Source organism: Streptococcus sanguinis SK355 (genome assembly GCF_000212855.1).
GTDB classification, from domain to species: Bacteria; Bacillota; Bacilli; order Lactobacillales; family Streptococcaceae; genus Streptococcus; species Streptococcus sanguinis_A.
On sequence record NZ_GL890993.1, the window covers coordinates 828,853 to 843,716 of the forward strand.

Annotated in this window: 13 protein-coding genes; 11 read left to right on the top strand and 2 right to left on the bottom strand. The window is 43.5% G+C overall.

Annotated features, from left to right (window positions below):
• Window positions 1-13 precede the first annotated feature (13 nt).
• A complete protein-coding gene (locus tag HMPREF9389_RS07165) occupies window positions 14-985 on the bottom strand; it encodes a nuclease-related domain-containing protein (protein ID WP_002929047.1) in 972 nt (323 codons plus the stop codon).
• Window positions 986-1,195: 210 nt separating this feature from the next.
• Here HMPREF9389_RS07165 and HMPREF9389_RS07160 point away from each other — a divergent pair, with 210 nt between their 5' ends.
• Window positions 1,196-2,065, top strand: coding sequence for a glycosyltransferase family 2 protein (locus HMPREF9389_RS07160; protein WP_002929048.1), 870 nt, complete (start codon window positions 1,196-1,198; stop codon window positions 2,063-2,065).
• A 71-nt stretch (window positions 2,066-2,136) separates the two neighbouring features.
• Here the strand turns inward: HMPREF9389_RS07160 and HMPREF9389_RS07155 are convergent, their stop codons facing one another.
• A complete protein-coding gene (locus tag HMPREF9389_RS07155) occupies window positions 2,137-2,913 on the bottom strand; it encodes a glycyl-radical enzyme activating protein (protein ID WP_032906337.1) in 777 nt (258 codons plus the stop codon).
• Window positions 2,914-3,037: 124 nt separating this feature from the next.
• Here HMPREF9389_RS07155 and HMPREF9389_RS07150 point away from each other — a divergent pair, with 124 nt between their 5' ends.
• The 10 genes from HMPREF9389_RS07150 (at window position 3,038) to leuS (ending at window position 14,765) form a co-directional block, all read left to right on the top strand.
• Entirely contained in the window at window positions 3,038-3,781 is a 744-nt protein-coding gene (locus tag HMPREF9389_RS07150; RefSeq protein WP_002929050.1) for a DeoR/GlpR family DNA-binding transcription regulator, read from the top strand.
• Between the two features lie 16 nt (window positions 3,782-3,797).
• Window positions 3,798-4,769 carry a sugar-binding transcriptional regulator gene (locus HMPREF9389_RS07145; RefSeq protein ID WP_002929052.1) on the top strand — a complete coding sequence of 324 codons (972 nt, stop codon included), beginning with the start codon at window positions 3,798-3,800 and terminating at the stop codon, window positions 4,767-4,769.
• 101 nt (window positions 4,770-4,870) lie between these two features.
• Window positions 4,871-5,362: a hypothetical protein gene (locus HMPREF9389_RS07140; protein ID WP_002929054.1), complete on the top strand. Its 492-nt coding sequence runs from the start codon at window positions 4,871-4,873 to the stop codon at window positions 5,360-5,362.
• A gap of 328 nt (window positions 5,363-5,690) precedes the next feature.
• Window positions 5,691-6,014 carry a PTS lactose/cellobiose transporter subunit IIA gene (locus HMPREF9389_RS07135; protein WP_002907360.1) on the top strand — a complete coding sequence of 108 codons (324 nt, stop codon included), beginning with the start codon at window positions 5,691-5,693 and terminating at the stop codon, window positions 6,012-6,014.
• 20 nt (window positions 6,015-6,034) lie between these two features.
• Entirely contained in the window at window positions 6,035-6,346 is a 312-nt protein-coding gene (locus tag HMPREF9389_RS07130) for a PTS sugar transporter subunit IIB (protein ID WP_002929056.1), read from the top strand.
• 17 nt (window positions 6,347-6,363) lie between these two features.
• Window positions 6,364-7,665: a PTS sugar transporter subunit IIC gene (locus HMPREF9389_RS07125; RefSeq protein ID WP_002929057.1), complete on the top strand. Its 1,302-nt coding sequence runs from the start codon at window positions 6,364-6,366 to the stop codon at window positions 7,663-7,665.
• Window positions 7,666-7,833: 168 nt separating this feature from the next.
• Window positions 7,834-10,275: a glycyl radical protein gene (locus HMPREF9389_RS07120; protein WP_002929058.1), complete on the top strand. Its 2,442-nt coding sequence runs from the start codon at window positions 7,834-7,836 to the stop codon at window positions 10,273-10,275.
• Between the two features lie 14 nt (window positions 10,276-10,289).
• The gene (locus HMPREF9389_RS07115; RefSeq protein WP_002929063.1) at window positions 10,290-10,958 is read left to right on the top strand and encodes a fructose-6-phosphate aldolase; all 669 of its coding nucleotides are present in this window, start codon (window positions 10,290-10,292) and stop codon (window positions 10,956-10,958) included.
• A 45-nt stretch (window positions 10,959-11,003) separates the two neighbouring features.
• Window positions 11,004-12,098 carry a glycerol dehydrogenase gene (locus HMPREF9389_RS07110; RefSeq protein ID WP_002929065.1) on the top strand — a complete coding sequence of 365 codons (1,095 nt, stop codon included), beginning with the start codon at window positions 11,004-11,006 and terminating at the stop codon, window positions 12,096-12,098.
• A 165-nt stretch (window positions 12,099-12,263) separates the two neighbouring features.
• Window positions 12,264-14,765, top strand: coding sequence for a leucine--tRNA ligase (gene leuS, locus HMPREF9389_RS07105; RefSeq protein WP_032906343.1), 2,502 nt, complete (start codon window positions 12,264-12,266; stop codon window positions 14,763-14,765).
• Window positions 14,766-14,864 lie beyond the last annotated feature (99 nt).

Sequence of the window (14,864 nt, forward strand, 5' to 3'; positions counted from 1 at the left end):
GCAACAGCAGATTCTAGCTGTTGCTTTGTGTTTGATTTAGGTTTTGCACGACAGGCTGTCCAAAATTAGGTGCTTGCGCAGCAGGCGGACTGCAGACAGGTTTCTGGTATTTTTGAGTAAAGCGGCATCTTGGGAAGTTGGAGCAGCCCCAAAATTTCTGACCGGCCTTAGAACCTTTGGATGCTGTACGGAGCACCAATCCATGCTGGCAGCGAGGGCAGATCTTTTCTGCGTCTCTTCGTTGCTTATTCTGAGCAATACTGTTAATATGGCGCTCTTTGATGACCTGCTTTCGCTTGGTCAAAGGCAGGAGCATACGATAAAGGTCGTCAATCTGCTCGGGCGACAAGCAGACTGGACTTTGGCAGGCCTGTCGGTCAATTGCCCCAATCACTTGCCAGGTCTGAATAACCTTATGCCTGTCACTGTTTAGATGGATTTCCTTGAGCTGACAGTCATTGCCAAAGACGATATAGGAATACAGGTTTGGCGTGTATTGGTTGAGATAGTAGCTGAGCCATTTGAGATGGACTTTATTTTGAATAATGGGATTGAAAAAAGAATGCTTGTAAGATTTTCCGCGGCCACCGGAAAGAACCTGAGTCCAGTATTGCTGGCTTTCTGAGCCGAAAATCCAGCCCTTGTAGTTTTTGGACTCAAAAATGTAAATTCCAGATGGATGAATCAGCAAGGCATCAATCTCAGTGGTAGTGCCATCTTCTTTGAAGATGTAGAGATTGTATAAAATCTTTTTATAGCCATAGAGCTGGTTCAAGACCTGACCAAGCTGGTACTCTCCCTGTTTTCCCTTGTTGTATTTGAGTTCCCAAGGGGCAGTCTGGGTTTGCTGGAAATAGTCAGGCTCTGGGCTTTGGCTGGATGACCAATCCGAGTCCGTATCTTCCCTGTCTTCAAGTAGCTTATAACTGATAAAAAAGACGATGCCAAAGACAGCCACAAATGCGACGAAAAAGAATCCAAACATTTCCTAATCTCCCTTAAAATCCCTAATTCGAGTATAGCACAAAATAAAGAACGAAAGATTTTTATAAGTGTAAAAACACAGCAATTGAACAACTAACAAAAATGTGTCTAAAAAACGGAAACTATCCTTTAAAAACTTATTTTCTAAAAATACCTCACAAACCTAAAAAATCATGTATAATAAAAAGACAGGAAAAGAATAGGAGTTATTATGCCTCAGGAATTAATCAGTGTTATCATCCCTGTTTACAATGTTGAGCAGTATTTAGCAGAATGTGTGAACAGCGTCTGTCGTCAGACCTATCAAAATCTGGAAATTATTCTAGTCAATGATGGTTCAACAGATGCTTCTGGTCAGATTTGCCAAGAACTGGCAGACCAGGATGCGAGGATTCGTCTCATTCATCAGGACAATCAAGGCTTGTCCGGTGCCCGCAACACAGGGATTGAGCACTCTAGTGCAGACTATTTGATTTTTGTGGATTCGGATGACTGGCTGCCTGAGCAACATGTTGCCCGTCTTTATGAAAAGCTGAAAGAGTACGATGCAGATATTGCCATTGGTCACCACTGTAGCTTCCGTGCAGAGGATTCAGCTTTCCTCTACTATTCGACAGAGCATTTTGAAACCCTCTATACGCGAGAAGAGATAATCGAGGAGTACCCTAGACGGCGCATGGTAGATGGTGTCTTTCTCTGCGCTTGGGCCAAACTCTATAAGCGTAAGCTCTTTGATACAGTGCGCTATCCAGTCGGCCGAGTGGCCGAAGATGCCTTTACGACTTATAAGCTGTACCTTCAGTCAGAAAAGATTATCTACCTTAATGAACCGCTCTATTACTATCGCTTGCGGCCAAATAGCATCTCCATGACTTGGAATGAGCAGTGGTTCCGAGACTTGATTGTAGGTTTTGAGGAGCAGCTAGCCATTTTGGGTAAGCTGGGCTATGATCTCAGCTTCTACTACAAGTACTACACCTTCCTGCTCCAGTATTGTCGCGACAGCGCTGCAGCCGTCGGTATGCAGTCCAGTCGGGTCTATCAGGAAATTGAAAGTAAACTCAAACTATTTGGAGAATAAATAAAACAAGCTACCTTTCAATCATAGGACTGAAAGAGTAGCTTGTTTTTTAGTGTTTTAAAAATTAAAGACTAAAAATAACAATTAATGCCATGCTTCAAAAAGACATCTTGGTATTCAAATAAGTCTTCAGGGTGCAAGGCCTTGACATCTTCCATGGCATACTTTCGGCCGAGTAATTTGTATTTATTTTCGCCAAATTGATGGAAAGGCAACAGTTGGACTTGATTGATGGATAGTTCATTAAACAAAGTCGCAAACCGCTCTGCATCTTCTAAGGAGTCGTTAAAATCTGGAATGACAGGAATGCGGAGAACAATCGTCTTTTGATGAGTAAAGGCGTAGTGGATATTCTGAACAATTAATTCGTTTTTTACTCCAGTCACCTTGCGGTGGTTGACAGAGTTATAATGTTTCAGGTCTGTATAGATAAAATCAACGTACTGGATGAGATCCACGAATTTTTCATGTTCTACAAAGGCAGTTGTTTCAATAGCGGTATGAATCCCTTTTTCCTTAGCCGCTTTGAGAATGGCCTTGGCAAATTCAAACTGGGCGAAAATCTCTCCGCCAGATAAGGTTAGGCCACCGCCAGATTCTTCATAAAAATCTCTGTCCTTTAGGACTTCGTTGATAATCTCCTCGACACTTCTTTCCTCCCCCATAGTGATGCTTTTTTTGGTAGTGGCATCCAGCATAGGCTCGGGTCTGAATTGCTGTGATTCTGGGTTAGAGCACCAAGGGCAGCGCAGAGGACAGCCCTTGAGGAAAACCGTTGTACGAATCCCTGGTCCATCATGAATACTGAAATGTTGGATGTTGAAAATAATTCCTTTTGTTGCTTCCATACTCAGGCCTCCTTTGGATACAATCATTATAACTTATTTTAGAAAGAAAAACAATTACGAATGAAAGTTATTTTTATTTTATTTTTAAGGCGTCTTTTGTTACAATAATAGCAGAGGTGATAGAATGGAACGTTTAGATGAAATTGTTAAATTAGTATCTGAATTTGAACGAATCGATGTCAATACTTTATCTGACCGCTTAAAAGTGTCCAAAGTAACGATTCGCAAGGACTTGGATAAGCTGGAAACCAAAGGTCTGCTGCGCAGAGAGCATGGCTATGCTGTTTTAAATAGCGGCGATGATCTGAATGTCAGACTTTCCTTTCATTATGATACCAAACGTCGGATTGCCCAGGAAGCAGCAAAAATCGTTCAGGATAATGAAACCATTATGATTGAATCTGGTTCGACCTGTGCCTTGCTAGCTGAGGAAATCTGCCTAACGAAGAAGAATGTCAAGATTATTACCAATTCTTATTTTATTGCGGATTATATAAAACAAACTGATTCTTGTAAAATTATCTTACTGGGCGGAGAATTTCAGAAAGATTCGCAGGTGACAGTGGGGCCTCTTCTCAAGGAAATGATCCGCTTTTTCCACGTAGAACATGCTTTTGTCGGAACAGATGGCTATGATGAAAATCTAGGCTTTACAGGCAAGGATCTGATGCGGAGTGAGGTTGTGCAGTATATGTCAGATGCATCTGACCAGATGATTGTCTTGACGGACTCAAGTAAGTTTACCAGAAAAGGTACGGTAAAGAGATTTGGCTTCAAACAGATTGCCCAAGTGGTGACTGACAAGGCGATTCCGAAAGAGGCTGTTGAGCGCTTGAAAGCTGCCGATATCAAGCTGACTCTGATCTAGCAGAGAAGGAGATAAGATGAAAAATGAAAGAAAAAAACTATTGGCAAAAATTGCTTATCTCTACTACATAGAAGAAAGAAGCCAGTCTGACATTGCGGCTGAGACAGGGATTTATCGCACCACTATCAGCCGAATGCTGGCAGAAGCTAAAAAAGAAGGCATTGTGAAGATTGAGATTGAAGATTTCGATACCCGCTTGTTCCATTTGGAAAACTATGTAAAAGAAAAATACGGGCTCAAGGGAATAGAAATTGTCAGTAACTTAGTAGATGAATCTCCAGCAGACCTGGAAGAGAGGTTGGCTCAAGCTGCTGCAGGTATGCTGCGCGGCCTGATTAAAGACAATGATAAAGTGGGATTTTCTTGGGGAAAGAGCTTGAGCCTTTTAGTAGAGCACTCCAGCAGCAAGCATTTGACAAATGTTCATTTCTTTCCTTTGGCAGGTGGTCCCAGTCATATCCATGCACGCTACCATGTGAACACCCTCATCTATAGCATGGCTGGAAAATACCATGGGGACTGCCGTTTTATGAATTCCACGATTATTCAGGAGAACGAGCAACTGACAAATGGAATATTGGCTTCTAAATATTTTGAAGATCTGAAAAGTAGCTGGCAGGAGCTGGATGTGGCTGTGGTTGGTATTGGTGGGCAGGTTGACACGAGAAATCGTCAATGGCTGGACATGCTGACCTCAGAGGATTTTCTTGCTCTAGAGAGTCAGGATGCTGTCGGAGAAATCTGCTGTCGCTTCTTTAATAAAAAAGGGGGCATAGTCTACCAGCATTTGCAAAATCGAACGATTGCCATCTCTTTGGAAAATTTGAAAAAAGTGCCGCTTAGTCTAGCCTTTGCTTATGGCAGTCAAAAGTCTGCTGCTATATTAGCGGTGTTGCGAGCTGGCTATGTTAATCATTTGATCACAGATGAAGCGACTATTTTGAAAATGCTAGACTTGGACGGAGATAGGAGTTTCTTCACTTCTTGATGGCAGTAGAATCTCAGGTGAAATAAGACTTCCAAGACGGGATTCAGGGATCCTATTTTTTATAGTAAACTAGCACTTATATATGGAGGTGGATTGTTGACTTGAAAAAGCTTATGAAACAAAAATTGACTAGTTTAGCCACAGGAGAGCTAGTCGCTGTGCTAGTATTTTGGATGAATTTTTTCCTGCTCAAAAAATGGATTCTTACTACTGGAGCTTTGATTTCTATTTCTTTCTCCTTGTTTGTACTTAGTTTTATTCTGATACAGGGCTCTGTTTTCTGGTGGATTTTGATAAAAAGGATTTCCAATCCAGGATTTGCTGAAAGATATACAGGCAAGATTTACAGGATACTAAAGATTTTAGACCTTATTTTACTGGGTGTGGGAGCCCTGATAATTATTTTAAATTCCAGCGAATTTTCCACAGGCATAATCTCTTTAGCAATTTGGTTTTTTGCTGTCATCGAGTGGATTAATTATTTTAAATTGCAATTATCCTACAGTCTGAATCCTGCTGTTTTATTGAAATACATCTTCCAGAGGAAATTGCGGAAAAGTAAAATAGCAAAGGAAATTGAGAAAGCCGTTTAAAAAGATAAGTTTCGGTTTCTTAAAATAGCATATATGAGGAAGTAGAAGCAAATAGCTGCTGCTTCTTTTTTTGTGTCGAATCTGCTTATCGTTCGTATCTAATAGAGTGCCTTAGGTTCGCAGATGAATACAGCTGTATAGGAGTTGTTTTTTGTGGAGGCTCCTTTTTGCACAAATGTGCGAAAAAATATAAAAAAGCTAATTTGTTCTATAATATATTGACGGACTGAGCTAAAGGTGATACATTCTAATTACAAACAAAAATAAATCACTTTCAAACAAAAGAACAAGTTTTTGTTAATTATAAAGATAGGAGCGGTTGTAACATATGGAAATGATTGTAGCAGATCAAATTATCATGGGCCTTATCTTAGACGCTGGTGATGCCAAGCAGCATATTTATCAAGCTTTATCACTAGCTAAAGATGGTAAGTTTTCAGAATGCGATGAGCAGATTGAGCTTGCAGATAAGGCGCTGTTAGAGGCCCATAACTTGCAGACCAAGTTCCTAGCTCAGGAAGCTGGAGGAACGAAAACAGAGATCACAGCGCTGTTTGTTCATTCTCAGGATCATTTGATGACCAGCATTACAGAGATTAATCTCATCAAGGAAATCATCGACTTGAGAAGAGAATTACAAGGGAAAAAATAAATCATCAGGAGGATGAAAAGATGGTTAAGATTGGTTTGTTCTGCGCGGCAGGTTTTTCAACAGGGATGTTGGTCAACAATATGAAGATAGCTGCAGCTGAAAAAGGGGTAGAAGCTGAGATTGAAGCCTACTCTCAGGCTAAGCTGGCTGATTATGCAGCGGATCTGGATGTCGCTTTATTGGGCCCGCAGGTAGCCTATACACTAGACAAATCTACAGCTATTTGCGACAGCTGCCATACTCCGATTGCAGTTATTCCAATGGCTGATTACGGTATGCTAGATGGTAAAAAAGTGCTAAACCTCGCTTTGAGTTTGTTGGATAAACATTAAAATCAAGGAGCTTCGTTATGTCTAAAGTAGATACTCAAAAAATCATTGCGCCGATTATGAAGTTTGTCAATATGCGCGGGATTATCGCCTTAAAAGACGGTATGTTGGCAATTTTGCCTCTTACAGTTGTGGGAAGTCTATTCTTGATTGTAGGGCAATTGCCGTTTGAAGGTCTAAATCAAGCCATTGCTGGTGTATTTGGAGCAGACTGGACTGAACCGTTTATGCAGGTTTATTCAGGAACCTTTGCCATTATGGGGCTGATTTCCTGTTTTTCAATTGGTTATTCTTATGCTAAGAACAGCGGTGTGGAGCCTCTGCCAGCAGGGGTGCTGTCTCTTTCTTCCTTCTTTATCCTTTTGAAATCCTCCTACATACCAGAAAAGGGTGAAGCGATTGGAGATGCGATTGCCAAGGTCTGGTTTGGCGGTCAAGGAATCATTGGGGCCATTCTTATTGGTTTGGCAGTTGGTAGTATCTATACGATTTTCATTCAAAAGCATATTGTCATCAAAATGCCAGAGCAAGTCCCTCAAGCGATTGCCAAGCAGTTTGAAGCCATGATTCCAGCTTTCGTTATTTTCTTGCTGTCGATGGTTGTTTATATTATTGCCAAGATAGCGACTGGTGGCGGTACCTTTATTGAAATGATTTACGATGTCATTCAGGTGCCTCTGCAAGGTCTGACGGGCTCTCTGTATGGAGCGATCGGTATTGCTTTCTTCATTTCTTTCCTGTGGTGGTTCGGCGTCCACGGCCAGTCTGTTGTCAATGGTGTCGTAACAGCCTTGCTGCTGTCAAACTTAGATGCCAATAAGGCCCTGCTTGCTGCAGATAAGCTGTCTGTTAGTCAAGGCGCTCATATTGTGACCCAGCAATTTTTGGATAGTTTTCTTATCTTGTCGGGCTCTGGTATTACTTTCGGAGTGGTCGTAGCCATGCTCTTTGCTGCCAAGTCCAAGCAGTATAAGGCTCTAGGAAAAGTTGCTGCTTTCCCAGCAATCTTTAATGTCAATGAGCCAGTTGTCTTTGGTTTTCCAATTGTGATGAATCCGGTCATGTTCCTGCCCTTCGTTTTGGTACCGGTTCTGGCTGCTTTGATTGTCTACATGGCGATTGCGGTTGGCTTTATGCAGCCATTCGCAGGAGTGACTTTGCCTTGGAGTACACCGGCTATCATTTCTGGCTTTATGGTCGCTGGCTGGCAAGGGGCAGTCATTCAAATTGTCATCCTAGCCATGTCCGCCTTTCTCTATTTCCCATTTGTGAAGTTTCAGGATAAGATTGCCTACAATAACGAATTGGAAAATGAAGAATAATCTGGCTTTGATGAATAAAAACACAAAAGTTTCTTGGCTCAGTTGGCACAAATGTGCAAAAAATCTTTAATTCTGTAATCGCCTATAAATGATTGAATTCTAAGATTTTGCATGTTACAATAGTTACGAAAGAAATAAATTAAATTTCATAAGAAAGGTTGTGGCCAAATGATCCAAGTAAAAGAAGTAGAAAGAACAACAATAAAAACAGACTATTTTGGCAGCTTAACAGAGCGGATGAATAAGTATCGGGAAGATGTTTTAAATAAAAAGCCCTATATTGACGCAGAGCGTGCTGTCCTAGCTACTAAGGCCTATGATGAGCATAAGGAAAAACCAAATGTGTTGAAACGTGCTTACATGCTCAAAGAGATTTTGGAAAATATGACGCTTTATATCGAAGATGAAACGATGATTGTTGGTAATCAGGCTTCATCTAATAAAGACGCGCCTATCTTCCCAGAGTATACTTTAGAGTTTGTACTCAATGAACTAGATCTTTTTGAGAAACGGGACGGAGACGTCTTCTACATTACAGAAGAAACCAAAGAGCAGCTCCGCAGCATCGCTCCTTTCTGGGAAAACAATAACCTCCGTGCTCGAGCAGGGGCTCTACTTCCAGAAGAAGTTCAGGTTTATATGGAAACTGGCTTCTTTGGTATGGAAGGAAAGATGAACTCTGGGGACGCCCACTTGGCGGTCAACTATCAAAAACTCTTGGCCTATGGGCTGAAAGGTTTTGAAGAAAAAGCTCGTGCAGCTAAGGAAGCTTTGGATTTGACCGATCCAGCTAGTATTGACAAATACCACTTCTATGATTCCATTTTCATCGTTGTGGATGCTGTGAAAGCTTATGCGGAGCGTTTTGTGGCCTTGGCAAATCAGCTGGCTGAAAAAGCAGAGCCTAAGCGCCGTCAGGAGCTCTTAGAAATCGCTAGAATTTGTTCTAAAGTACCGTACGAGCCAGCATCAACCTTTGCTGAAGCTGTTCAGTCTGTTTGGTTTATCCAGTGTATCCTTCAGATCGAGTCTAACGGACATTCACTCTCTTATGGACGCTTTGACCAGTACATGTATCCTTATGTCAAGGCAGATTTGGAAGCTGGACGTGAGACAGAGGCTAGCATTGTAGAACGCTTAACCAATCTCTGGATTAAGACGATTACCATTAATAAAGTCCGCAGCCAGGCCCACACATTCTCATCTGCGGGCAGTCCCCTTTATCAAAATGTGACAATCGGGGGCCAAACGAGAGATAAGAGAGATGCAGTTAACCCACTTTCCTACCTTGTGTTGAAATCTGTAGCTCAAACTCATCTTCCTCAGCCGAATCTGACTGTTCGCTATCATGCAGGCCTAGATGCTCGCTTTATGAATGAGTGTATTGAAGTCATGAAGCTTGGCTTCGGTATGCCGGCCTTCAATAATGATGAAATCATCATCCCGTCCTTTATCGCCAAAGGCGTTTTAGAAGAAGATGCATATGACTACAGTGCTATCGGCTGTGTGGAAACTGCTGTGCCTGGTAAATGGGGCTACCGTTGTACAGGCATGAGCTATATGAACTTCCCTAAGGTACTCCTTATCACTATGAACGATGGAATTGATCCAGTATCTGGCAAGCGCTTTGCGCCAAGCTTCGGTCACTTTAAAGATATGAAGAGCTTTGCAGAGCTGCAAAGGGCTTGGGACAAGACCTTGCGCCACTTGACCCGCATGAGTGTCATCGTGGAAAATTCTATCGACCTGTCTCTCGAAAGAGAAGTACCGGATATCCTCTGCTCAGCTTTGACAGATGATTGTATCGGACGCGGTAAGCATTTGAAAGAGGGTGGAGCTGTCTATGACTATATTTCCGGTCTTCAAGTCGGTATTGCCAATCTATCAGACTCACTAGCGGCCATCAAGAAGCTGGTCTTTGAGGAAGGCAGGCTGACTCCGGCTGAACTCTGGCATGCACTTGAAACAGACTATGCAGGTGAGCGTGGTAAAGAAATTCAAGAGATGCTGATTCATGATGCACCAAAATATGGTAATGATGATGATTACGCAGATAAGCTAGTGACAGATGCTTACGATATTTATGTGGATGAAATCGCTAAATATCCAAATACCCGCTATGGACGTGGTCCAATTGGCGGTATTCGATACTCAGGAACATCTTCTATTTCAGCCAATGTTGGACAAGGTCGTGGTACCTTGGCGACACCAGATGGCCGTAATGCCGGAACACCGCTTGCTGAAGGCTGCTCTCCATCCCACAATATGGACAAGAACGGCCCGACCTCTGTATTAAAATCTGTTTCCAAATTGCCGACAGATGAAATCGTAGGAGGCGTTCTGCTCAATCAAAAAGTCAATCCTCAGACCCTGTCTAAGGAAGAAGATAAAGTGAAACTTATTGCCTTGCTTCGTACATTCTTTAACCGTCTGCATGGCTATCATATCCAATACAATGTCGTTTCTAGGGAAACCTTGATTGATGCTCAGAAGCATCCTGAAAAACACCGCGATTTGATTGTTCGCGTTGCAGGCTACTCTGCTTTCTTCAATGTGCTTTCCAAGGCGACGCAAGATGATATTATCGGACGTACGGAGCACACATTGTAAAAGAGGTCCAATTTATGGAATTCATGCTTGATACCTTAAATTTAGAGGAGATAAAAAAATGGTCGGAAGTCCTCCCCTTGGCGGGAGTGACCTCCAATCCGACCATCGCAAAAAAAGAAGGAGAAATAGATTTCTTTGAACGGATTCGCGCTGTTCGGGAAATCATAGGAGAAGGTCCATCTATCCATGTGCAGGTTGTTGCCAAGGATTATGAGGGAATCTTGAAAGATGCTGCTGAAATTCGAAAAAAATGCGGCGATGCTGTCTATATTAAAGTTCCAGTCACACCGGCTGGGCTGGCAGCTATCAAAACTCTCAAAGCAGAAGGCTACAAGATTACAGCGACAGCCATTTATACAACTTTTCAAGGGCTATTAGCTATTGAAGCGGGGGCGGACTACCTTGCTCCTTACTATAACCGCATGGAAAATCTCAATATTGATTCAGATGCTGTAATTAGCCAGCTGGCTCAAGCGATTGAGCGGGAACATTCCGTCAGCAAAATATTGGCAGCGTCCTTTAAGAATGTTAGCCAAATTAATCGTGCTTTTGCTGATGGGGCCCAAGCCATTACAGCCGGACCAGATATCTTTGCAGCAGCCTTTGCCATGCCGTCTATCGCTAAGGCAGTAGATGACTTTGCCGCAGACTGGTCAGCAATTCACAATCAGGAATACATTTAAAAGGCATGTATAATGCTCTATCTATAAAAAGGAAAGAGGTGCTCTATGAAAATTTTTGCAAGTCCGTCTCGTTATATTCAGGGAGAAAATGCTCTGTTTGAGAATGCAAAACAGATTCTTCAGTTAGGCAACCATCCAGTCTTGCTTTGTGATGATGTGGTTTACCAGATTGTTGGGGAAAAATTCAATGACTACCTTACCCGTTATGGCTTTCATGTGCTGCATGTCGCTTTCAATGGAGAAGCTTCTGACGCTGAAATAGATCGGGTCGTTGCTTTGGCTGAAAAAGACGGAGCGGATTTAGTTATTGGCCTAGGCGGTGGAAAAACGATTGACAGTGCGAAGGCGATTGCAGACATACTAGGACGTCCTGTGGTCATTGCGCCAACCATTGCCTCTACAGATGCCCCAACCTCAGCACTTTCTGTTATCTATACAGAAGATGGAGCCTTTGAAAAATACATTTTCTATAGTAAAAATCCTGAACTCGTCTTGGTGGATACGAAAGTGATTGCTGGAGCGCCAAAACGACTTCTGGCTTCTGGGATTGCAGATGGTTTAGCGACTTGGGTAGAAGCGCGTGCTGTCCAGCAAAAAAATGGCACTACCATGCTGGGACAAAGACAGAGCCTAGCTGGTGTAGCGATTGCGAAGAAGTGTGAAGAAACACTATTTGCAGATGGCCTGCAGGCTATCGCAGCCTGTGAAGCGAAAGTCGTGACCCCAGCTCTGGAAAATATCATTGAAGCCAATACCCTTCTCAGCGGTGTGGGATTTGAGAGCGGCGGTTTAGCGGCAGCCCATGCTATCCACAACGGCTTTACAGCTCTCACAGGCGATATTCACCACCTGACCCACGGCGAAAAAGTTGCCTATGGGACCTTGACCCAACTCTTCTTAGAAAACCGACCTAAAGAAGAATTGGAAAAATATATTCGCTTCTATCAAAAGATTGGTATGCCGACAACTCTGAAAGAAATGCATTTAGAAAATGCCAGCTATGAAGATTTGTTCAAAGTTGGTCAGCAAGCGACAATTGAGGGCGAAACCATCCATCAGATGCCATTTGAGATTTCAGCTTCTGACATTGCAGGTGCTATCCTAGCAGTCGACCAATATGTCAGGGATTTGGATAAATAAAAGCAAAATACAAAACAAGCCACCTTTCAACCGTAAGGCTGACAATGTGGCTTGTTTTTTGATGGAGAGCTTCCTTGTCTGATGTGTCTGGCAGTCATGAAATTCCGTCTTTCAAAATCCCTTGAAAATGGTATAATAGAAACAGTACAAAAAATGGAGAAAAGAATGGCTTATTATAATCACAAAGAAATTGAGCCCAAGTGGCAGAAATATTGGGCGGAGCACCATACATTTAAGACAGGTACGGACAAGGACAAGCCTAACTTTTATGCGCTGGACATGTTTCCTTACCCATCAGGAGCGGGGCTCCATGTAGGGCATCCGGAGGGCTACACGGCGACAGATATCCTCAGCCGCTACAAGCGAGCTCAGGGCTATAACGTCCTTCATCCTATGGGCTGGGATGCCTTTGGCCTGCCGGCTGAGCAATACGCCATGGATACAGGAAATGATCCGGCTGACTTTACAGCGGAAAACATTGCCAACTTTAAGCGTCAAATCAACGCTCTTGGCTTTTCCTATGACTGGGACCGGGAGGTCAATACAACTGACCCTAACTACTACAAGTGGACCCAGTGGATTTTTACCAAGCTTTACGAAAAAGGCCTGGCTTATGAAGCTGAAGTGCCAGTAAACTGGGTTGAAGAGCTGGGAACGGCTATTGCCAATGAGGAAGTCCTGCCAGACGGAACATCTGAGCGCGGTGGCTATCCAGTCGTCCGCAAGCCCATGCGTCAGTGGATGTTGAAAATCACAGCCTATGCAGAACGTTTGCTCAATGACTTAGAGGAGCTGGACTGGCCAGAGTCTATCAAGGATATGCAGCGCAACTGGATCGGCAAGTCAACCGGTGCCAATGTAACCTTCAAGATTAAGGATACAGACAAGGACTTCACCGTCTTTACGACTCGTCCGGACACCCTTTTTGGTGCGACCTATGCTGTTTTGGCTCCAGAGCATGCTCTCGTTGATGCCATTACAAGTGCAGAACAAGCCCAAGCAGTTGCAGACTACAAACATGCAGCTAGCCTCAAATCCGACCTAGCTCGGACTGATTTGGCTAAGGAGAAGACCGGTGTCTGGACAGGAGCTTATGCTATCAATCCTGTCAATGGCAAGGAAATCCCAATCTGGATTGCCGACTATGTACTTGCAAGCTACGGAACAGGGGCTATCATGGCCGTTCCTGCGCACGATGAGCGCGACTGGGAGTTTGCTAAGCAGTTTGATTTAGAGATTATTCCGGTTCTAGAGGGTGGCAATGTTGCTGAAGCTGCTTATACAGAAGACGGTCCGCATATTAACTCCGGCTTCCTAGATGGCTTGGACAAGGCTGCCGCGATTGACAAGATGGTTGCTTGGCTGGAAGCAGAAGGTGTCGGAAATGAAAAAGTCACCTATCGCTTGCGCGACTGGCTCTTTAGCCGTCAACGCTACTGGGGTGAGCCGATTCCCATCATTCATTGGGAAGACGGGACTTCAACAGCAGTTCCTGAAAATGAATTGCCGCTAGTCTTGCCTGTAACCAAGGATATCCGTCCTTCTGGTACCGGTGAAAGCCCTCTGGCTAATCTGACTGACTGGCTGGAAGTGACTCGGGAAGATGGTGTCAAAGGACGCCGCGAAACCAACACCATGCCTCAATGGGCTGGTTCTAGCTGGTATTACCTGCGTTACATTGACCCACACAACAATGAGAAATTAGCAGACGAAGAGCTGCTCAAGGCTTGGCTGCCAGTTGACATTTATATCGGTGGCGCAGAGCACGCTGTGCTCCATCTCCTCTATGCTCGCTTCTGGCACAAATTCCTCTATGATATCGGAGTGGTTCCGACCAAAGAGCCTTTCCAAAAACTCTTTAACCAAGGAATGATTCTGGGGACTAGCTACCGTGACAGCCGTGGTGCTCTTGTGGCGACAGATAAAGTAGAGAAACGCAACGGTTCTTTCTTCAACATCGAAACGGGAGAAGAACTGGAGCAAGCACCAGCCAAGATGTCTAAATCTCTGAAGAATGTGGTCAACCCTGACGATGTAGTAGAGCAGTATGGTGCCGATACACTGCGTGTCTATGAAATGTTCATGGGGCCGCTGGATGCTTCCATCGCTTGGAGCGAGGAAGGTCTGGAAGGCAGCCGTAAGTTCCTGGATCGGGTCTATCGTCTCCTTAACTCTAAGGAGCTGGTCTCTGAAAATAGCGGAGCTTTGGACAAGGTCTACCATGAAACAGTCAAGTCTGTCACAGAGCAGATTGAGGAGCTCAAGTTTAACACAGCCATTGCCCAGCTCATGATCTTTGTTAACGCAGCCAACAAGGAAGAAAAACTCTATGTCGAATATGCTAAAGGTTTCATTCAATTGCTTGCGCCTTTTGCACCGCACTTGGCTGAAGAACTCTGGCAGGCAGTAGCTCAAACTGGCAAGAGCATTTCCTACGTAGCTTGGCCAACTTATGACGAAAGCAAGTTGGTTGAGGCAGAGGTCGAAATCGTAGTGCAAATCAAGGGTAAAGTCCGTGCTAAGCTAGTTGTAGCTAAGGACTTGAGCCGTGAGGAATTGCAGGAAATCGCTCTGGCAGATGAGAAAATCAAGTCAGAAATTGCCGGCAAAGAAGTTGTTAAAGTGATTAGTGTGCCGAATAAACTAGTTAATATCGTGGTGAAATAATTAGTTTGTTTATTGCATTTGCAGGAGATTTCAATCAAGTCCTCATTAGACAACAAAATGCTATTGCTATCAACTACAAAGAAGACCTTGAGAAAATTT

Bases quoted from the DNA above. Each gene is read 5' to 3' on its own strand.
- leuS (WP_032906343.1), top strand. From the start codon at position 12,264: ATGGCTTATTATAATCACAAAGAAATTGAGCCCAAGTGGCAGAAATAT.
- HMPREF9389_RS07120 (WP_002929058.1), top strand. From the start codon at position 7,834: ATGATCCAAGTAAAAGAAGTAGAAAGAACAACAATAAAAACAGACTAT.
- HMPREF9389_RS07135 (WP_002907360.1), top strand. From the start codon at position 5,691: ATGGAAATGATTGTAGCAGATCAAATTATCATGGGCCTTATCTTAGAC.
- HMPREF9389_RS07145 (WP_002929052.1), top strand. From the start codon at position 3,798: ATGAAAAATGAAAGAAAAAAACTATTGGCAAAAATTGCTTATCTCTAC.
- HMPREF9389_RS07115 (WP_002929063.1), top strand. From the start codon at position 10,290: ATGGAATTCATGCTTGATACCTTAAATTTAGAGGAGATAAAAAAATGG.
- HMPREF9389_RS07165 (WP_002929047.1), bottom strand. From the start codon at position 985: ATGTTTGGATTCTTTTTCGTCGCATTTGTGGCTGTCTTTGGCATCGTC.
- HMPREF9389_RS07125 (WP_002929057.1), top strand. From the start codon at position 6,364: ATGTCTAAAGTAGATACTCAAAAAATCATTGCGCCGATTATGAAGTTT.
- HMPREF9389_RS07155 (WP_032906337.1), bottom strand. From the start codon at position 2,913: ATGGAAGCAACAAAAGGAATTATTTTCAACATCCAACATTTCAGTATT.
- HMPREF9389_RS07150 (WP_002929050.1), top strand. From the start codon at position 3,038: ATGGAACGTTTAGATGAAATTGTTAAATTAGTATCTGAATTTGAACGA.
- HMPREF9389_RS07160 (WP_002929048.1), top strand. From the start codon at position 1,196: ATGCCTCAGGAATTAATCAGTGTTATCATCCCTGTTTACAATGTTGAG.
- HMPREF9389_RS07130 (WP_002929056.1), top strand. From the start codon at position 6,035: ATGGTTAAGATTGGTTTGTTCTGCGCGGCAGGTTTTTCAACAGGGATG.
- HMPREF9389_RS07110 (WP_002929065.1), top strand. From the start codon at position 11,004: ATGAAAATTTTTGCAAGTCCGTCTCGTTATATTCAGGGAGAAAATGCT.